Genomic DNA, 18,587 nt, shown 5'->3' on the forward strand with positions numbered 1-18,587 from the left:
TTCTTTACCAATTACTTTTGGATGTAAATTATTCAAGACCATGAAAGTACAAGAAGAAATCAATTTCAACCGGATAGCTGAAGCCATCAGCTATATCAAAACAAATTTTAAAACACAGCCCGGTTTAGAAGAAATTGCAGAAAAAGTAAATTTAAGTCCCTTTCATTTCCAAAGGTTATTTAGCGAATGGGCAGGCACCACACCTAAACGTTTTTTACAATATATCAGCATTGGTTACGCTAAAGAAATGCTGAAAGAAAACCAAAGTTTATTCGATACCGCATTAGCAACAGGCTTATCAGGAACCAGCAGGCTGCATGATCTTTTTGTAAATATCGAAGGGATGACACCTGGTGAATATAAAAATGGTGGTGAAAACCTAAGTATCAATTATAGTTTTACCGAAAGCCCGTTTGGGAACGTTATTGTAGCCAGTACTTCAAAAGGAATATGCCATATTGCTTTTTACGAAGATGAAAAGTCTGCAATTACAAATCTGCAACGCCAATTCCCGGCAGCCGAATACCAGCAGATTTTCGATCAGGAACAGCAAAGTGCTTTAACTATTTTTAGTCACGATTGGAGCAAATTGCAACAGATTAAACTGCATTTAAAAGGGACAGATTTCCAGTTAAAAGTTTGGGAAGCTCTATTGAAAATCCCTATGGGTAAACTAGCAACTTATGGTAACATTGCCAGACAATTGCAAAAGCCAAATGCATCAAGAGCAGTGGGTACTGCCATTGGCGATAACCCGGTTGCTTTTCTCATCCCTTGCCATCGGGTAATACAATCAAGCGGTGCTTTAGGTGGCTACCATTGGGGAGTGAATCGGAAAACAGCGATGATAGGTTGGGAAGCAGCAAGAACCAACTTAAGTACACATGATTAAGCATATCGATATTTCCACTGAGGAATTAAAAAAACATTTCAAAAACAAAGATATTTGCCTGGGCGGAAATGCCAGGTTGAAAATTTACGGGCTGCTCAAATGTAGATCCGGAAAGCGGATGAACAAAGAAAACCGTGTGTTTTTCCGTTCCGAAGAAGAAGCAATCAACATGGGCTACCGTCCGTGTGGGCATTGCCTAAAAAAACATATAAACAATGGATTTATTCAACACCACAATAGATAGTGCTCAAAACCTGCTCCCGCAAGATGGAACAGTAAATTATTATGGCAAATTATTCCGGCAATCAGAAGCCGATCAGTATTTTGATGTGTTGATGAGGACAATCGAGTGGAGAAACGACGAAGCCTTTATTATGGGCAAACACATCATTACTAAAAGGAAAGTGGCCTGGTATGGAGATGAGGCCTATTCTTACACCTACTCCAATAAATCAAAAACCGCCTTACCATGGACTAAAGAATTACTGGAATTGAAAAAGATATCAGAGGAACAAACAGGTGCAACGTTTAATTCTTGTTTACTTAATCTATACCATAATGGTGACGAAGGAATGGCTTATCATAGTGATGACGAAAAGGCCCTGGCAACAGATTCTGCCATTGCATCTTTAAGTTTTGGTGCGGAGCGGAAATTCCTATTTAAACATAAAAAAACTAAGGAAACGGTAACGCTGTTTTTAGAAAATGGAAGTTTACTGGTGATGAAAGATGAAACACAAACCAACTGGCTGCACCGATTACCAACCACCAGGAAGGTAAATAAGCCAAGGATAAACCTGACTTTTAGAACAATGGTGGTTTAGGAGTAATAATGCTATTAACAATCTCTTCTGAAGATCTTTATAACCGTTTTTATTTCCTTGTTGTCACCCTGACCTGTAGCGAAGCGGAAAGCTACGAAGTAAATTTATTTCAGGGCCCATTTTACAGAAAAAATGCTGACAACACAGTAGCTGCAGGCAACTGAAACCGCCAGTGCAACTTGTAATTAGGCATACAATAGTGCTATAAAAAAGGAAAAAATTACAACAATAAATTAATGTATAATTAGACATGACCTTCAGAGAAGCGATCTCTAAAATGAAAGATTGCCAGCCAGTTTCCGGCAAGCTTCGTCGTTCCTCCTCGCAATTGACGAGTTTCATTATAGAGTTATCAAAGGCAACCAACGAACAAAGTCTTTTTGTTTCAGTGATAAAACTCTTTGCAAAAAGATGATGATATTTTAATAAAATTACTGGCCAGTATAATCTAGCCAGTAACTTCAAAAAACCTTAACGTTTAAACTCACTAATGTCTACAATGCGGTCATCATCGGCACTCTTCTTTAAAAACGATGTCCCGTTCTTATTTGCTAACCAGGTATAATCTCTCTGAATATTAGCAACAAGGGTTTCAGGTTGATTGGTTAATGCTGCTGGCAAAGGCAGGTTAAAAGTTTCGCCTGTTGCTGTATTTACCTGGTACAAAGAATTAGCGGTTAAAAACACCAGGGTTGTTTTATCGCTTGAATACATAAAGAATTTCCCCTGGATACGTTCATCTTCATTTTGACGCTTAATCGGGTAAACCCTTGAATTGATTGTGGTGATAAAAAAATCATTGTTCACTAACAAATTGCTTCTGGTTAACTCTTCTAATCCTTTTGTATATTTTTTATCTTCAGCACCTTTTGAAGGCTTGTTTAAGCTCACCACTTCTGTTTTTCCACCATTTACATAAATGATATAAAAAGGATCCATTTTATCCTTTCCATTATCACTTTGAACCAATACCGCTGTTTTTTGCGTATTGATAAAAGAAGCAACCTTAAATTTCTTTGTTTCAGTATTCGGCGCATCATCTACAACGACAGCGGTGTCTTTCGATTTAATGCTAAAACGATCGTCAGTGGATAATTTTCCTGAATCAGTTTTTACAATGGTCAATATATTTTTTTTGGATTTTGGAAATACATTAAAATCATCACTCGTCGCAAATGCGCGTGCTTCAAAAGTTTTTTCAGAATTGCCTCCGCAGCCAAATAAAACAACGGATAGTAAGAGTGCATAAAGCGTAATTTTCATGGTTTAGCTATTTATATTTTGTGCTAATTTAAAACCTTTATTGCTTTTCTATTATAAAATCACCAGAAAATTACCAGTTAAAGTTAAAAGTTCTATTTACATCGTATTTTAAGACATTTTAGCCGCTAAGCGGAAAATGCTATTGGATCAAAAAAAAAATGATCTGGAAAACACGTTTTAGATCATTTCTCCGCCAATTTCTCGGAACATCGCAGCGTTACACCATCGTCCGTATTCCATTCTATAATCTGAGCCAATCTTCTTAAATTTGGGGGATATAAAACATAGCTATATTCAGCTGATTTGTAGACTCGCAGATTTATTCTATCATGGATATTGTATATAGTATCGTAAATAACTTTATATTAATTTTGATAGAACAAGGATCACATTATGAAGATTTTTGCCGAAACCGATCGCTTAATTTTACGCGAACTCATGCCTGCCGATGCTAACGGTATGTTTGAAATGAACAGTGACCCTGATGTTCACCTCTATCTTGGTAACAGACCAGTGAAGTCAATTGAGGAAAGTATTGCTGAAATTGAGTTTATCAGAAAACAATATGTTGAAAACGGCATCGGTAGATGGGCTGTTATCGAAAAAGCAACAGGTAATTTTGTAGGGTGGTCTGGTCTGAAATTGATTACAGAAATTACCAATAACCACATTAACTATTATGATCTTGGGTATCGGTTCAGCAAACTGTTTTGGGGAAAGGGTTATGCTACGGAAACGGCCATGGCCGCGTTACAATATGGTTTTAATAAGTTAAAATTGAAGGAGATAATAGGTATTGCAGATATTAATAACCTCAGCTCTATCCATGTGCTGGAAAAAGTAGGTTTAAAGCGAATCTCTATTTTCAATTACGATGGCACAAAACACCACTGGATGAAGATTGAAAAACCAGCTTAGTCCGATTATGAACTTATTTTACCTTTTATGGTTTAGTTTTTGATAACAAAAAATAAATTATATAAACTTTTGTTATGAAAAACCTTATCTACTGTGGTATTTTAATCTTGTTAATGAGTTCTTGCAAAGAAAAATTAGATCCGGCAAGTTTCACCAACACCAAATGGGAACTGACCTCCCTACCGGGATTAACGCTGCCCTCAACCGCAAAAGCCACCCTAAACTTTGCTGATAGCCTTAAAATTAGCGGAAAATCATTTTGCAACAGTTACGGCGGACAAGGAGAAATTACGGATCATAAGATAACTGTTAAAAATGTTTTTAGCACAAAAATGTTCTGCCAGGAAACTGACGCTGCTGAACGTGCTTACTTACATGCCCTAAACCAGGTTAATAACGCTAAAATAACTGACAATAAACTACAGTTGTTAAATGGTGATAAAACTTTAATGGTTTTCACTAAAACCAACTAGAATCTTTACAATCTTAAAAGGCTGCATAAAGTATTTTTACTATTTTCGGCCTTTTGAGTTTAACGCAGGAGCAATGCCATTGATGAAACTAGATCTGAAGTTTTTTTTCTCTACCATAAGAAAAGCATTTAATTTATTTCAGCAGAATGATCCATTGCGGTTAGCCGGTGCTACTGCGTTTTTCACCAATTTCGCTTTACCTCCAATATTGATCATCCTGATCAGGCTTTTTGGTATGTTCACCGATAGAAAGTTATTGGCTACTAACCTTTTTGAACGTTTGTCGAATATTCTGGACAATGAGAGTATTTTACAGATCCGAACGACCTTAAGAAACATTCGGGGCATTGATCAGGCCTGGTATGTTACTTTATTTAGTTTTATATTTTTCCTCTTTGTAGCCACCACACTATTTAATGTAATCAAAAACTCCTTAGAACAGATCTGGAATATCGGCCAGAAAGATAAAAAAGGGATTATTAATACCCTTAAATCAAGAGCCATATCCGTTACCATTATTTTATTGGCCGGAATATTATTTTTTATCGGCTTACTTGCTGATAGTGTGCAGGCTTATATAGGTGCTTTCCTCAAAGACGGAGCACCATCTTTTGGATTGGTTTTAACTTCAATTATCAATCAACTGGTTTTTGTAATCATTGTTACAACTTGGTTTACCATCCTTTTCAGGTATTTAACCAATGGAAGACCTACCTGGAGGGCGGCCATTTCCGGAGGCTTGTTAACCGGATGCCTATTTACCGCTGGAAAATATATATTAAGGATTTTATTACCACTAAGTAACATCAGCAATATTTATGGATCAGCAGGATCAATTATTGTTATTATGCTGTTTGTATTCTACTCTTCGCTGATATTCTATTTTGGAGCTTCATTTATAAAAGCATTGAGCGTTGGGCGCGCCACTCCTATCGTACCAAAAAATGGGTCTTTCGCCTATGAGCTGACTGAAGTTGAATTGAAAAAAGAACATTAAAGCCATCAAACATCCAGATTTTGAATCAATTTATCAAGCAGGCTTTTGAGTTGTAAACTTTCTTCTAAGCTTATCCCCAGTTGCTCGCCAAGCTGAGCCCGCAAAGCTGGTGCTTTTTCTTTCAACGCCAATCCCTTTTCTGTAAGCGATATGTTAATGCTTCTCTCGTCTTTTAATGATCTAGCACGCTCTACAAGACCAGTTTCCTGCATCCGCTTCAGCAATGGAGTTAAGGTGTTCGATTGCAGCATCAATTTTTCGGAAAGCAAGCTTAAATTAACTGAATCATTTTCCCACAATACCATTAAAACCAGATATTGCGGATAGGTTATACCTAAGGTATCAAGCACTGGCTGATAACATTTAGTCACTAACCTCGAAGCGGCATATAGCGGAAAACATAACTGATTTTCCAGTTTTAAAGACTCATCTATTTCCATCACCTATTTTCTTTCACAGTAAAATATTTAGCTAAGTAATCATTTTCTACCAAATTTACGGTTTATTACAAAATCAAGTTGTTATTCAGGTAGAAAAGGCAAAAGAAATCCTTAAATAATGTTAAAGATTTCTCAGCCGAAGGAAATACTATAGAACACTACGGTCCGCACGTTCCTTGTAAAATTTAGTAATTAAATCACTTCCAATTTCACATCAACATTGCCACGTGTCGCATTTGAGTAGGGACATATCGCATGTGCTTTTTCAACCAATTGTTGCGCTTGCGTATTTTCAATTCCTGGAATATGAACTTGTAAGGATACGCCTAATTTGAAGCCGCCTTTTTCATCAGGATGTAGCGATACATTTGCTTTAACTGAAGATGGTTCATCAGGCTTAACCTTATCCTGATGCATCACCAGGTTTAATGCACTATCAAAGCAGGCGGCATAACCCGCAGCAAAAAGCTGTTCTGGGTTAGTATACCCATCGCCATTACCGCCAAGTTCTTTAGGCATTCTTACTTCAAGTGCTAAAACACCATTTGCACTTGTTATTTTTCCATTACGTCCGCCTGTTGCTGTGGCGCTTGTTTCATATAACGTTTTCATATTTAAAATTTTTGTATCGTAAGCGATTATATCGTTTGCGATACAAATATAAGCAACTATATTAAAAAAGCAAATTAATATTTGAAAGGCGGAAGAAATCTTCTTATATGCGAAAACCAAATCTTCGGCATAAAAAAAAGGTGTTCATATTAAATGAACACCTTACTATTTTATTGATTTTTATTACAAAATTCTATAACCTAGACCAATTGTAAATAAATTTAGTTTGGTGCCTGGATAACCAGCTTTATTAATTTTAGATAGTCCCAACTCGTAACGAGCGTCAAAACTTATTTTTTTGAGATCTAAACCGGCTCCAAATTGCCAGGCCAAAGCCTGGTTTTTAAAATCGGCACGAAAAACATTTCCAGCTGCCTGGCTAAAACTCTGATTTTCATCTAATATCAATGAAAACATTGGTCCTGTATTTAAACGGAGTCCTACACCAACGGCACCAAATTTTGTACCCACCAACAAAGGCACATCTAAACTCGTAAAGCGTACTTTATTTACCTCACCTGTCGACTCGCTTACCAGCTCCGTTTTTTTTCCTGACAGGTAAAGCTCAGGTTGAAAATAAACACCTGCTGCTCCTACCCTAGCCCAAAGGCCTCCGTAAAAACCAGTGCGGTTGTTGCTGTTAAAAGTGTTTTCACTATCAAATTTAGAAAAATTTGCACCAGCTTTAACACCCAGCTGGAATGAAGGCAATACCTGTGCGCTGGCAAATAAGCCAACCAGTAAAAAGGCAACGGTTAACGATAAAAATTTCATATGCGATTAAATATTAGCTGGTGACATTATTAATGGCTTCCTGTTCTTTTAAAGCATCAACATTGTTTTTATCACCAAAATTTTGTGTTTTACCCGCAAAGTAATCTAAAATTCCTGAGATAGTATCTAAGTTATCTGCTAAATTTTGATGAATCTCTGGTAAATCTTTTTCCAGACGGCTATCGCCTAATTCGATATTGTCTACTTCAATTTTAGCAATTTTCTGAATAAGTGCCTGTTTAGAATTTTGTAAATCTTCCAATTCACGCACAATCTTTTCCATTAATTCAAACTTTTTTAAAGTATTCATAGGTTCTTATTTTAGTTAAACTATTCTTTATAAACCCCTTTGTATTGTTTTTGTTTTTTTTCTCCATTTTTTAATTATCACTTGGAACTAACAAAAATAACTAATAATTTAGTTTAAAATCATTTATTATGAAAAACCTATTTATACTATTAGCCTTATCCATATTAACTTTTACAAGTTATGCCCAAGTTACAGAAACTGTAGATAAGGAAAAACTATTCGACCTCTACCAAAGCCAACGTTATGCAGATGCAGCTCAGTACCTGAAAGGCATTTATGGAGAAAATGTAAATGATTTCAAAATCCTGAGCCAAATGGGTTACTGTTTTTTAATGGCAGGCAATCATGTGGAAGCTGAAAAACTTTATACGAAGGCCTATGCCCTGCAGCCGCAGAACTTATCCATTCTTTTTAGTCTGGGTAATATTAACACCAAAAGAGGCAATACCGAAAAAGCCAGATTGTATTATGGCGAAATTGTAAAAATAGATAGTAATAATTTTAATGTATATAAACTATTAGCCAATTTATATCAGTCACCGAAAGATGACTCGCTTAAACTCAATTATCTTTTAAAAGCTAACTTTATCAATCCACTAGAAGGCGATGTTGCTGCTGACCTTGCTGAACTCCATTCATCTTTTCAGCAATACGAAAAAGCTTATCGTGTGCTCGATATTGCCATTAAAGGAGATGGTGATAATTTAGTGCTTCAAAGAGCGAAACTACCCATTGCCAACCAGCTTAAAAAATATGGTGAAGTGATTGCATCAGGCGAAAAATTATTGAAAGATGGTGCAGATGCTGGGGTAATAAAGGACGTAGCAAAGGCTTACTATTACACCAAGAAGTATCCCAAAGCAATAGCGCTTTTTAAAGAATTGGAAGCAGCTGCTATGGAAAACGAAGCTACCCTTTACTACACCTCACTTAGTTACCGGGCATTAAAAGATTATAACCGATCAGCACTTTACACCAAAAAAACTATCGATGAGGCGATCTCACCCAATACTTCCAGCTATTATGCTTTATTAGGGTTGGTTTATGAGGAAAATAACCAACTGGCCCTGGCAAGCGCAGCCTATAAAAAAGGCCTGCAATTTAAAGCAACTCCAACATTGTATTATCGTTTAGCGGTATTTTATGATACCAGCTTAAAACAGGGTAAAAATGCCCTTAAATATTATAACCTTTATTTAAAAAGCAGGCCAAGTTTAGCAGATGATAAAGAAGAAATCAGATTTTCAAAGGGTCGAATTGCACAACTAAACCTGACCGATTAAACCAAATTTTCGAAAACTGGCTTTACATTATCCCAAAATTCATCCAGGGCAATTATTCGTGGTTTAAAAAAGGAAATTAAGGTCGGCCAATGTTGTTGATTAAAGATGCTCACTTCCGCAATCGAGATGGAAATCTGTGACACAGTTTTGCCGAAGTCATCGGTTGCATCTTTAATCCAGTCCCATTCTTCGCCCACCGTATTGGTAAATAGGCGTTTAAATTCTTCAAACTGTTCGAAAATAAGATGTCTGATGTCGGCATCAGGATGTGACAACTGAATACTGATAAAGGCTTTTTTGCCATCAACATCCATCTTAAAGAAGATGTTCTTCACACCGGTTTTATAGTTTGTCCAGTTTACTGTCGAGCCACTGGCTGATGGAACTGGTTTCATGTATTGCCCAAAACTAATCCAAAACTGTTGGCGCAAACGGGCCGATTCTTCTTTACTGTACATCGATTTTTTTAAGCATAAAGCACCGCCATCTCGACTGCGTTGCCATTGACAGACTTCAATAGAAAACTAGTCATTGCGAGGAGGTACGACGAAGCAATATGTTCTGCTCGCGATTCGTGCAAGAAAGATTGCTTCGTCGGCTGAAAAGCCTTTTCGTAATGACGACCCTTCGTGGGCTATCAAACGTTGCAATATTAGCGATTAATATTTACTTTCAAAATGGTAACTACCCGATCCTATCTCTTCCTTTTTATCAGTTTTTGGCAATATAACAGTAGCAGTGGAATTGGCGGGTACAACTACATCCAGTTTAAAAATTCCATCAATTAAAGTCCAGGAAGATTTTAAGGTTCCATAAACAGTCTCCAGCTCTGCTGAAGCACTGGTTAATTTACCTCCAGGCCTTGGCGCAATCAAAATCTTTTTATAACCAGGATTTGTAACAACCGGGTTAATGCCTGCTATGTTTTTATACATCCAATCGCCAATAGCGCCGTAAGCGTAATGATTAAAAGAATTCATATCTGCCGTTTGGAAGGAACCATCCTGTTTGATACCATCCCAACGTTCCCAGATCGTGGTAGCTCCCATTTTAACCGGGTATAACCATGAAGGATAACTTTCCTGGAGCAATAAATCATAAGCTACATTTTCATGCCCAAAGCGGCTCAATACATGACATAGATATGGGGTTCCTAAAAAACCAGTGGTGAGGTGGTTTCCATAATCCTTTACATTATCTACCAGTCTTTGTGCAGCCTGTGCACGTAAGTTTTCAGGCAGCATATCAAATTGCAAGGCCAATACATATGCCGTTTGGGTATTGGAGATCAATTTGCCACTTGGTGTCATATTTTCATTGATGTAGGCCGCTTTAATCTGATCTAACAGTATATTATACTTTTTTACATCCTCTTTCTTGCCTAATACCATTGCTGCATTAATCAACAACTGGGTAGAATGAGCATAAAACGTTTGGGCAATCATATACTTATCGGTTACTGCAGCGCGGCCGTCGTTATCATCATTAGGACGGTAGAACAACCAATCGCCAAAGTGGAAACCGGTATTCCAAATGTTATTTTTAGCAACGGAAGAAATATAATCGACCCATTTTTTCATGCTATTATATTGTGTTTCCAATAGCCCTTTGTCTCCATATGATACATACATATCCCATGGAACAATAGTGGCCACATCTGCCCATCCCGCGGAACCCGCATCATTCTGATTCAGCACATTTGGTATTACAAACGGAACACTGCCATTAGAAAGCTGATCTGCAGCAACGTCTTTTAACCATTTGGTAAAAAAACCAGACACGTCCATGTTGTAGGCTGCAGTTAAAGCAAATGCCTGGGCATCACCGGTCCAACCCAAACGTTCGTCTCTCTGCGGACAATCCGTTGGCACATCAACAAAATTTCCTTTCTGTCCCCAAGTGATATTATGCTGCAATTGATTTAGTAATGGATTGGAGGTATTGAATTTTCCAGTGGTTTTCATATCGGAATAAACTGCTACAGCTGTAAGATTTTCCAATTTCAGTTCACCGGGGTATCCATCTATTTTAACATACCTAAAACCTTGAAAGGAAAAATGTGGTTCGAATACCTGATCAGTTTCGCCCTTTAAAATATAATTATTCTGCTGCTTGGCTGTTCTCAGGTTAGTCGTATAAAAATTACCTTCTTTGGTTAATACTTCAGCATGAGCGATGGAAATTTTTGTCCCAGCCGGTCCTTTTGCTTTCAGCATTACCCAGCCTACTAAATTCTGACCAAAATCTACAACGGTTTCGCCATTTGGGGTTTTAAATATTTTTAAGGCTTTAAATTCTTCATGTTTGGCTACCTGAGGCCCACTCATTCCCACTAGTTTTTCCGGACCAAAGGCCAACTCCTGTACTGGTTTCCAGTTAGTGTCTTCTTTATAGCCAATATTATTCCAGTCTTTGCGTTCCAATCGGGCATCATAAGTTTCACCATCATAAATATTAGCAGACAAAATGGGACCATAGCTTGTTTTCCAGGTGCTATCGGTCCCAATGGTTTCTTTACTCCCGTCAGTGTATTCTACTTCCAGCTGCATTAACAAAGCCCTGGTATCACCATAAAATTGTTTTTGATGATTAAACCCAATGCGACCTTTGTACCAGCCATCTCCTAACATAACGCCAATTACATTACCACCTTTCTTTAGCGATTGTTTAACATCATAAACCTGATATTGAATATGATCTTTATAGCTGGTCCAGCCCGGTGCAAAATAAGCATTACCAATGCGGCTGCCATTAATACTCGCCTCATATAATCCTTTGGCAGTAATGTAAACCAATGCAGATTTTACCTGTTTTTTCAGCTTAATTTCTTTTCTGAACAAAGGGCTCGCCAATGAAGTATCCTTTGCGGTTACCGCAATCCACTTCGCCTGCCAATCTTGAGTCTTTAAACCTGTTTGAAGATATTGCACGGGTGACCATGCAGATATGTTCCCATAATTATCTTTTACCCTGACCTGCCAATAATATTTGGTTTTTGAAGATAACTGGGGTCCATCATAATTTACAAGCACAGATTGATCATTTTCTACTTTGGTTTCCCATAACACCTTTTCAATTTTGGGCGAGTTACCCAGTCTGATTTCGTAACTGCGCTGTTTGGTATTTTTGATATCCGAAATTATTTTCCAGCTGAATCTGGGTTTTGGATAATCAATACTTAAAGGATTTATCAAATGCTCAACCGTTAAATCTTTTACCGAGATCTTCTGGGAGAAAGCATCCGTTTTTAATAAAAGCAATAAGGCAAGAATAATGGAGGGTATAAATAAGCTTTTGTTCATTTTGGTTAGCGTTAATTTTTGATTTTAACACTGCGATTATCAGCAATATTGTTCAACTAACCATCCTGCACTGTTATGAAAAATTAAACTTAGCACAACGCAAGTAGATAATCAAAAACCAATTATAAAATACTTAAACAAAAAAGCTTACCTATTCATCAAACGGGCAACATACTTACCGATAATATCAAATTCTAAATTCACCGTATCACCAACATTAACTTCCTGCAAATTGGTATGCTCAAAAGTATAAGGGATGATGAATACCGAAAATTCATCATCAGCTGAATTTACAACAGTTAAGCTAATCCCGTTTACACAGGCAGATCCTTTTTCAACGGTTACATTTCCAGCACTGGCATCATACTTAAATCGGTACTCCCAGCTGCCGTCCAGTTCTGCGCGTTTCACACAAACTGCAGTTTGGTCTACATGGCCCTGTACAATATGGCCATCTAAGCGGGCATTCATCTGCATACAGCGCTCAAGATTAACTTTACTACCTACTTTTAAAGCATCCAGATTGGTTTTTTTCAACGTTTCATCTATAGCGGTAACGGTGTGCGTTCCATCATTTAATGCTACAACGGTTAAACATACGCCGTTATGGGCTACACTCTGGTCTATTTTTAGCTCATGGCTAATGGCCGAAGATATGGTAAAGTGAATATTGGTATGATCGTTTTTAATGGCAGTAACCTCGCCAAGTGTTTCTATAATTCCTGTGAACATTTATTTCTATTTAAAGTCCATCATTCCCGCACATGCTGGAATCTCAATGCCGAATAAAAACTTTAAAGGCATTAAGATTCCCAATCAAGTTGGGAATGACGATTCCATGCAATGATGGTTTATTATTTATTACTAAGAAAGATACTGAAACAAATCCGATAGCTATCGAATTTGTTTCAGCATGAGTCCCCATCAGGACTTCTCTATATTTTAATATTTTAATCTATTCTTTCTCCAGACCGAAGTGCTTTTAACTGCTTCAACGCCTAATTTTATATTATCTTTTTCGAACAGTTGTGCGGCAATTACAGCGGCAATCAGTGCTTCAGTTTCATCCTGTTTTTTTAAACTTTCTGCTTTAAAGTATTTACTAACAAAGTGTGTATCAAAATTACCTGTTTTAAAAGCCTCGTGTTGCATTACAAATTTACCAAAACCCAAAGTAGTTTCTATCCCGGTAATATCATATTCTGCAATAGCCCTAACCATTCGCTCCATCGCTTCTGCCCTATCTTTGCCATAAGTAATCAGTTTTGCAATCATGGGATCATAATAAATTGGAATTTCCATTCCCTGCTCAAAGCCATCATCTACCCTTACACCATTACCTTTGGGTGTTTGATAGGTCTGCAAAGTACCAATATCTGGCAAAAAATGATTAGCCGGATCTTCGGCATAAACTCTAAGTTCGATGGCGTGTCCACTTATTTTCAGGTCATCCTGACTAAAACTCAATTTTTCTCCGGAAGCAATTTTGATCTGCTCTTTTACCAGATCTATCCCCGTGATCAGCTCGGTTACGGGATGCTCTACCTGCAAGCGGGTATTCATTTCGAGAAAAAAGAAATTGAGATGTTCATCTAAAATGAACTCTACCGTACCCGCTCCGGTATAATTTACCGAACGGGCTACATCTACCGCACAGTTCCCCATTTTTTGCCTTATTTCTTCAGTCAATATGGATGAGGGAGCTTCTTCAACCACTTTCTGATGCCGGCGCTGTACAGAACATTCACGCTCAAACAGATGCACAATATTGCCGTGGCTATCGCCCAAAACCTGTATCTCAATGTGCCTTGGAGAGGTGACATAACGCTCAATAAAAACAGCGCCATCTCCAAAGGCCGAAGTAGCCTCGCTTACGGCAAGTTGCATCTGTTCTTCAAAATCTTCCGCCCGCTCTACAATGCGCATTCCCTTACCTCCGCCTCCTGCGGCAGCTTTGATTAAGATCGGAAAACCAACTTCAATGGCGCGTTGCTTTGCCTCGCCTACATCCTGAACGGCCTCTTCCGTTCCGGGAACCATTGGAATATTATAGCGAAGTGCTGCGGCCTTTGCCGATAATTTATTGCCCATGGTTTCCATGGCCTGTGGCGAAGGACCAACGAGAATGAGCCCGGCGTCGGCAACTATTTTTGCAAAACCTGCATTTTCAGATAAAAACCCATAACCTGGATGAATGGCTTCTGCCCCCGTTAGTTTACAGGCATCGATAATCTTCTCACCAACCAGGTAACTCTGGCTAGAGGGCGCCGGACCAATACAAACGGCCTCGTCGGCATAGCGTACGTGCAGTGCATTCCGGTCTGCTTCAGAAAAAACAGCAACCGTCTTGATACCCATTTCCTTTGCCGAGCGCATGATACGTAAGGCAATTTCACCACGATTAGCGATTAGCAGCTTGGAAATTGGAGTTTGGAGTTTAGCGTTTTCGGACATTTTAATTAGACTTTGTATATATATGCAGATTATAAATGAACTACATGACTATTGACCATGAACTATAAAACTATTGACTTCGGACTCCCGACTTCGGACCTCCGACTATATCTACAAATGTAATATTATTTCCATTGCCTGATCGATCATTTCGGCAGTTAGATTAAGATGCGTAACCAAACGGATGGTACTGGCACTCGTAGTATTACAATGAAGTCCTTTTTCCTTCAACTGGTGTACAATCTTTTCCGCTGATCCTTTATCTACTTCGAAAATAACGATATTGGTTTCAACCGGCATTACCGATTTTACGTATGTTGCGCCAGCCAATGCACTGGCCAATGCCTGCGCATGTGTGTGATCATCTTTTAACCGCGCTACATGATGATCAAGTGCATAAATACCTGCTGCGGCCAAAAAACCTGCCTGGCGCATCCCTCCACCAAAAGCCTTTCTAATTTTCCGCGCTTTATGGATCATTTGTTTACTACCCAGTAGTACCGAACCCACCGGCGCCCCAAGTCCTTTAGATAAACAAACCGAAATGCCATCAAAATACTTACCGTATTCGCCTGCCCGATCGCCAGTAGCCGTAAGGGCATTAAAAATACGCGCACCATCTAAGTGCAACTTTAATCCTTTAATGTTACAGAGGTGATGAATGGGTGCAATCTGTGATAAGGTATAACAACTTCCCCCACCTTTGTTTACGGTATTTTCCAAAACAACCAAACTCGAGTTTGGATAGTGGATATTTTCCTCATTGATTTCGGGCTCAATCAGTTCAGGTGTCAAAATCCCACGCTCACCATGTAATAATCTTACCGATGCGGCAGAGTGGAAAGCAATGCCTCCAATTTCATATCGATAAACATGCGAAGTCTGATCACAGATGACCTCGTCCATGGGCTGAGTAAAACACTTAATCGCAATCTGATTGGTCATCGTTCCAGATGGGCAGAACAGCCCGGCTTCCATATTAAAAGTTGTAGCCAATTTTCTTTCTAAAGCATCCACGGTTTCGTCTTCACCAAAAACATCATCACCCACTTTTGCGTTCATCATGGCATCCAACATTCCGGCAGTTGGCCTGGTTACCGTATCACTCCTGAAATCCAAAAATTGCTTGTTCATTTAGCTATTTAATTGTAATATATTGTTGACGAATAAAAAAAAGACCATAGCCTTTTCTGGTATAATTTTAAGGTTTTTCGGCGATTAAGCCCCCTATATAGTGTATTTTTTACACACTTAATTTTGAGCAACAATAAATTGTTAAAAAATTATTAAAAAAAAGAATACAAAATATAAGACTTTTTATACTTTTATCGTGCTAAAACCAAAAATAAATAAAATGATAGTAATTGCAGACGGCGGATCAACCAAAACAAATTGGTGTTTGATTAACGAGGCCGGTAGAAAAATTTACTTTAACACCGAAGGTTACAATCCATATTTTTCTAAAGGAGAGTACATTGTAAAGTCTTTGAATGAGACTCTTCCAGACCACTTGGAACGAGAAAAATTGACAGCGGTTTATTACTACGGTGCCGGTTGTTCTACACCTGCAAATGTTAAAATTGTATCCGATGCGATGCAACAGATCTTCACCAATGCAAACATTTTTGTAGGCCATGATTTACTTGCTTCATGCAGGGCACTTCTTGGAAATGAGCCAGGATTTGCGGCTATTTTAGGTACAGGCACCAACTCGTGCCTTTATGATGGAACTGAAATTACCATGAACATTGATTCTTTAGGCTATTTTTTGGGCGATGAAGGTAGCGGTTCTTACATAGGTAAACGCATTTTAAGCGATTACATGAAAGGTTATATGCCAAAAGGATTACGTGAAGCTTTTTATGATAATTATGCTTTAACAAACGAGGACATTTTCGATAATATTTATAATAAGCCATTGCCGAACCGTTTCTGCGCAAGCTTTAGTAAGTTCTTATACGATTTTAAAGATAACTATGAAGATTATGCTTTCAGCACCATAGATTATGCCTTTACCGCATTTTTCGAAGCTTTGGTTATCCACTATCCAAACTATAAAGACCACAAATTAAACTGTGTGGGTTCAGTAGGTTATAGTTTCCGCGATATTTTAAGCATTGTAGCCGATCGTTATGAAATGGGCGTAGGCAAAATTATCCGTTCACCTATAGATGACCTGGTACATTATCACTTAGAGTTATCACCGAAGGCTTAGTTTACAGCTGGGAGTTTTCAGTTCGGAGTTAACAGTACTGAAAACAGAGAGAACAAAAAAATCCCGGCTTGAAATTCAAACCGGGATTTTTTTTGTATAATAGATTTAATTATCTTCTGCCTTTTCAACTCTCCGCTCCACGGCAAATGCCCTCCGCTAAAACGAAATTTCCTTACCAAAAAGCTTTGCGTATTTACGCTTATCAAAACGGTACAAGGTAGCGGCACGATAAGAAACGCCTTTTTGTTTTTCATCAAGTTCCTTTAGCACCCCAAAGCTTATAATTTTCTTTCTAAAGTTCCTTTTATCAAGTTTTTTACCCAGTACCAATTCGTAAACATGCTGCAATTGCGTTAAGGTAAATTTCTCTGGCAAGAGTTCAAACGCAATCGGCTGATGTTTAATCCGCCGTTTTATTTTCTCTAATCCTTTATCGTAAATTTTCTGATGATCAAAAGCCAATTTTGGCAGATCAGTAATTGGCAACCAATTTGCCCGCTTGGCGTAAGTACTGATCGGGCGTAATTCCTTATCCCCGCCTAAACGGATCAAAGCATAATAAGCTAAAGTAATTACCCTACCTTGTGGGTGCCTATTTGGATCGCCAAAAGCATAATACTGCTCCATATAAATACCACGCAAACCGGTAAGCTCATATAAAATCCTGGAGGCTGATTGATCTAAACTTTCATCAGGACCAACAATGTTACCGGGCAATGCCCACCAATCTTTAAACGGTTCTTCATTCCTTTCGATTAGCAGGATTTTCAGCTCCTTACCATCAAATCCAAACAAAACGCAATCTATCGAGAATACGGAATCTAAATGAGGTAAAATTTGTTCCAAAGTAAAAATTAGTTATTTTAAGCAGATAAAGGTATAACTTTCAATATTAAGTAAAAAAAATAAAATAAATTACTTAGTGTAAAAAATACACACTATATTCGTATTATAAAGATGAAGCCAAATATAAAAAATATAGCTGTATTAACTTCTGGAGGCGATGCCCCAGGGATGAATGCAGCAATCAGAGCTGTTGTTCGTACCGGAATTTACCATGGCATTAACATGTTCGGGGTAATGCAAGGCTACCAGGGTTTAATAACCGACAACATAAAACCAATGGATGCCCGTTCTGTAAGTAATATTTTACACTTGGGGGGTACCATATTAAAAACTGCACGCTGTTTAGAATTTAAAACAGACGAAGGTCAGCAGATTGCCTACAAAAACTTAAAGAAAAACGATATTGATGGATTAGTGGTTATTGGTGGCGACGGAACATTCACCGGAGCTAAACGTTTTTCGGAAACATTCGGGGTAAAGGTTATTGGTATTCCTGGAACGATCGATAACGATTTAGTCGGATCTGACTTTACTTTAGGTTATGACACCGCGATTAATACCGTAATTGAAGCGATTGACAAGATCAGGGATACTGCCGATGCACACGATCGTTTGTTTTTTTATAGAGGTAATGGGCCGTGATTCTGGCTGTATTGCCTTAAGAAGTTCGATTGCCAGTGGTGCTGAAGCGGTATTATTGCCAGAAAGAGATACCAGTGTTCATGAATTGATTGATAAACTGGCCGTAGGTGCAGCGACTAAAAAATCGTCGAGTATTGTAATTGTAGCTGAAGGACATAAACAAGGCGGTGCTTATGATATTGCTAAAAAGGTAAAGGAAACTTTCGATCATTACGACACTAAGGTAACCATCCTCGGCCACCTTCAAAGAGGCGGAAGCCCAAGCAGTTTCGACAGAATTTTGGGCAGTCGTTTAGGTTTTGCCGCAGTAAATGCGTTAATTGCAGGCGAAACAGAGAGAGA

At 38.2% G+C, this 18,587-nt stretch carries 19 protein-coding genes and 1 pseudogene; 9 read left to right on the plus strand and 11 right to left on the minus strand.

From position 1 onward, the window contains the following. The first annotated feature begins 40 nt into the window (after positions 1-40). From PGN18_RS19695 to PGN18_RS19705, 3 genes are read left to right on the plus strand one after another with little or no spacing between them, the layout of a single operon-like run. Positions 41-892 (plus strand): methylated-DNA--[protein]-cysteine S-methyltransferase, encoded by an 852-nt coding sequence (locus PGN18_RS19695; protein ID WP_335321287.1) that lies wholly within the window; start codon positions 41-43, stop codon positions 890-892. Then, positions 885-1,136, plus strand: a complete 252-nt coding sequence (locus PGN18_RS19700) for an Ada metal-binding domain-containing protein (RefSeq protein ID WP_335321288.1) — start codon at positions 885-887, stop codon at positions 1,134-1,136. The genes PGN18_RS19695 and PGN18_RS19700 overlap by 8 nt, the downstream gene beginning before the upstream one ends. Beyond that, positions 1,108-1,716, plus strand: coding sequence for an alpha-ketoglutarate-dependent dioxygenase AlkB family protein (locus tag PGN18_RS19705; protein WP_335321289.1), 609 nt, complete (start codon positions 1,108-1,110; stop codon positions 1,714-1,716). The genes PGN18_RS19700 and PGN18_RS19705 overlap by 29 nt, the downstream gene beginning before the upstream one ends. A gap of 471 nt (positions 1,717-2,187) precedes the next feature. Here the strand turns inward: PGN18_RS19705 and PGN18_RS19710 are convergent, their stop codons facing one another. Beyond that, a complete protein-coding gene (locus tag PGN18_RS19710; RefSeq protein ID WP_335321290.1) occupies positions 2,188-2,979 on the minus strand; it encodes a hypothetical protein in 792 nt (263 codons plus the stop codon). Between the two features lie 393 nt (positions 2,980-3,372). Between PGN18_RS19710 and PGN18_RS19715 the strand changes: the two genes are divergently transcribed. The 3 genes from PGN18_RS19715 (at position 3,373) to PGN18_RS19725 (ending at position 5,367) form a co-directional block, all read left to right on the plus strand. Then, the gene (locus tag PGN18_RS19715) at positions 3,373-3,897 is read left to right on the plus strand and encodes a GNAT family N-acetyltransferase (protein WP_335321291.1); all 525 of its coding nucleotides are present in this window, start codon (positions 3,373-3,375) and stop codon (positions 3,895-3,897) included. 74 nt (positions 3,898-3,971) lie between these two features. After that, positions 3,972-4,370 (plus strand): META domain-containing protein, encoded by a 399-nt coding sequence (locus PGN18_RS19720; protein WP_335321292.1) that lies wholly within the window; start codon positions 3,972-3,974, stop codon positions 4,368-4,370. 82 nt (positions 4,371-4,452) lie between these two features. Next, positions 4,453-5,367, plus strand: a complete 915-nt coding sequence (locus tag PGN18_RS19725) for a YihY/virulence factor BrkB family protein (protein WP_335321293.1) — start codon at positions 4,453-4,455, stop codon at positions 5,365-5,367. Between the two features lie 5 nt (positions 5,368-5,372). Here PGN18_RS19725 and PGN18_RS19730 read toward each other — a convergent pair whose 3' ends face one another. The 4 genes from PGN18_RS19730 to PGN18_RS19745 form a co-directional block, all read right to left on the minus strand. After that, positions 5,373-5,807, minus strand: coding sequence for a MarR family winged helix-turn-helix transcriptional regulator (locus PGN18_RS19730; protein WP_335321294.1), 435 nt, complete (start codon positions 5,805-5,807; stop codon positions 5,373-5,375). 192 nt (positions 5,808-5,999) lie between these two features. Beyond that, complete coding sequence (locus tag PGN18_RS19735; protein ID WP_335321295.1) at positions 6,000-6,419, minus strand: organic hydroperoxide resistance protein; 420 nt, start codon at positions 6,417-6,419, stop codon at positions 6,000-6,002. Positions 6,420-6,602: 183 nt separating this feature from the next. After that, positions 6,603-7,193, minus strand: coding sequence for a porin family protein (locus PGN18_RS19740; protein WP_335321296.1), 591 nt, complete (start codon positions 7,191-7,193; stop codon positions 6,603-6,605). 13 nt (positions 7,194-7,206) lie between these two features. Continuing rightward, entirely contained in the window at positions 7,207-7,503 is a 297-nt protein-coding gene (locus PGN18_RS19745; RefSeq protein WP_335321297.1) for a hypothetical protein, read from the minus strand. A 128-nt stretch (positions 7,504-7,631) separates the two neighbouring features. Between PGN18_RS19745 and PGN18_RS19750 the strand changes: the two genes are divergently transcribed. Beyond that, a complete protein-coding gene (locus PGN18_RS19750; RefSeq protein WP_335321298.1) occupies positions 7,632-8,786 on the plus strand; it encodes a tetratricopeptide repeat protein in 1,155 nt (384 codons plus the stop codon). Here the strand turns inward: PGN18_RS19750 and PGN18_RS19755 are convergent. The 5 genes from PGN18_RS19755 to PGN18_RS19775 all read right to left on the minus strand — a co-directional run bounded on the left by PGN18_RS19755 (position 8,783) and on the right by PGN18_RS19775 (position 15,676). Next, a complete protein-coding gene (locus PGN18_RS19755; RefSeq protein WP_335321299.1) occupies positions 8,783-9,244 on the minus strand; it encodes a DUF4268 domain-containing protein in 462 nt (153 codons plus the stop codon). The two genes, PGN18_RS19750 and PGN18_RS19755, sit on opposite strands and share 4 nt — an antisense overlap. A 201-nt stretch (positions 9,245-9,445) precedes the next feature. After that, positions 9,446-12,088, minus strand: a complete 2,643-nt coding sequence (locus tag PGN18_RS19760) for a glycoside hydrolase family 78 protein (RefSeq protein ID WP_335321300.1) — start codon at positions 12,086-12,088, stop codon at positions 9,446-9,448. 147 nt (positions 12,089-12,235) lie between these two features. Then, on the minus strand, positions 12,236-12,820 hold the full coding sequence (locus PGN18_RS19765; protein WP_335321301.1) for a riboflavin synthase: 585 nt from the start codon (positions 12,818-12,820) through the stop codon (positions 12,236-12,238). Positions 12,821-13,030: 210 nt separating this feature from the next. Beyond that, positions 13,031-14,542 (minus strand): acetyl-CoA carboxylase biotin carboxylase subunit, encoded by a 1,512-nt coding sequence (accC, locus tag PGN18_RS19770; protein WP_335321302.1) that lies wholly within the window; start codon positions 14,540-14,542, stop codon positions 13,031-13,033. Positions 14,543-14,653: 111 nt separating this feature from the next. Next, positions 14,654-15,676 carry a threonine aldolase family protein gene (locus PGN18_RS19775; RefSeq protein ID WP_335321303.1) on the minus strand — a complete coding sequence of 341 codons (1,023 nt, stop codon included), beginning with the start codon at positions 15,674-15,676 and terminating at the stop codon, positions 14,654-14,656. Positions 15,677-15,896: 220 nt separating this feature from the next. On the opposite strand from PGN18_RS19775, the gene PGN18_RS19780 reads away from it, so the two are divergent. Then, positions 15,897-16,757 (plus strand): N-acetylglucosamine kinase, encoded by an 861-nt coding sequence (locus PGN18_RS19780; RefSeq protein WP_335321304.1) that lies wholly within the window; start codon positions 15,897-15,899, stop codon positions 16,755-16,757. 156 nt (positions 16,758-16,913) lie between these two features. Here the strand turns inward: PGN18_RS19780 and PGN18_RS19785 are convergent, their stop codons facing one another. Beyond that, positions 16,914-17,603, minus strand: coding sequence for an NUDIX hydrolase (locus PGN18_RS19785; protein WP_335321305.1), 690 nt, complete (start codon positions 17,601-17,603; stop codon positions 16,914-16,916). Positions 17,604-17,714: 111 nt separating this feature from the next. Here PGN18_RS19785 and pfkA point away from each other — a divergent pair. Then, a pseudogene (pfkA, locus tag PGN18_RS19790) lies at positions 17,715-18,587 on the plus strand (6-phosphofructokinase); the annotation flags it as partial.

Source organism: Pedobacter terrae (assembly GCF_036946585.1).
Classification (GTDB): Bacteria; Bacteroidota; Bacteroidia; order Sphingobacteriales; family Sphingobacteriaceae; genus Pedobacter; species Pedobacter terrae_C.

Coding starts and splice junctions, on each gene's coding strand:
- PGN18_RS19695 (WP_335321287.1), top strand. CDS start 41: ATGAAAGTACAAGAAGAAATCAATTTCAACCGGATAGCTGAAGCCATC.
- PGN18_RS19700 (WP_335321288.1), top strand. CDS start 885: ATGATTAAGCATATCGATATTTCCACTGAGGAATTAAAAAAACATTTC.
- PGN18_RS19705 (WP_335321289.1), top strand. CDS start 1,108: ATGGATTTATTCAACACCACAATAGATAGTGCTCAAAACCTGCTCCCG.
- PGN18_RS19710 (WP_335321290.1), bottom strand. CDS start 2,979: ATGAAAATTACGCTTTATGCACTCTTACTATCCGTTGTTTTATTTGGC.
- PGN18_RS19715 (WP_335321291.1), top strand. CDS start 3,373: ATGAAGATTTTTGCCGAAACCGATCGCTTAATTTTACGCGAACTCATG.
- PGN18_RS19720 (WP_335321292.1), top strand. CDS start 3,972: ATGAAAAACCTTATCTACTGTGGTATTTTAATCTTGTTAATGAGTTCT.
- PGN18_RS19725 (WP_335321293.1), top strand. CDS start 4,453: ATGAAACTAGATCTGAAGTTTTTTTTCTCTACCATAAGAAAAGCATTT.
- PGN18_RS19730 (WP_335321294.1), bottom strand. CDS start 5,807: ATGGAAATAGATGAGTCTTTAAAACTGGAAAATCAGTTATGTTTTCCG.
- PGN18_RS19735 (WP_335321295.1), bottom strand. CDS start 6,419: ATGAAAACGTTATATGAAACAAGCGCCACAGCAACAGGCGGACGTAAT.
- PGN18_RS19740 (WP_335321296.1), bottom strand. CDS start 7,193: ATGAAATTTTTATCGTTAACCGTTGCCTTTTTACTGGTTGGCTTATTT.
- PGN18_RS19745 (WP_335321297.1), bottom strand. CDS start 7,503: ATGAATACTTTAAAAAAGTTTGAATTAATGGAAAAGATTGTGCGTGAA.
- PGN18_RS19750 (WP_335321298.1), top strand. CDS start 7,632: ATGAAAAACCTATTTATACTATTAGCCTTATCCATATTAACTTTTACA.
- PGN18_RS19755 (WP_335321299.1), bottom strand. CDS start 9,244: ATGTACAGTAAAGAAGAATCGGCCCGTTTGCGCCAACAGTTTTGGATT.
- PGN18_RS19760 (WP_335321300.1), bottom strand. CDS start 12,088: ATGAACAAAAGCTTATTTATACCCTCCATTATTCTTGCCTTATTGCTT.
- PGN18_RS19765 (WP_335321301.1), bottom strand. CDS start 12,820: ATGTTCACAGGAATTATAGAAACACTTGGCGAGGTTACTGCCATTAAA.
- accC (WP_335321302.1), bottom strand. CDS start 14,542: ATGTCCGAAAACGCTAAACTCCAAACTCCAATTTCCAAGCTGCTAATC.
- PGN18_RS19775 (WP_335321303.1), bottom strand. CDS start 15,676: ATGAACAAGCAATTTTTGGATTTCAGGAGTGATACGGTAACCAGGCCA.
- PGN18_RS19780 (WP_335321304.1), top strand. CDS start 15,897: ATGATAGTAATTGCAGACGGCGGATCAACCAAAACAAATTGGTGTTTG.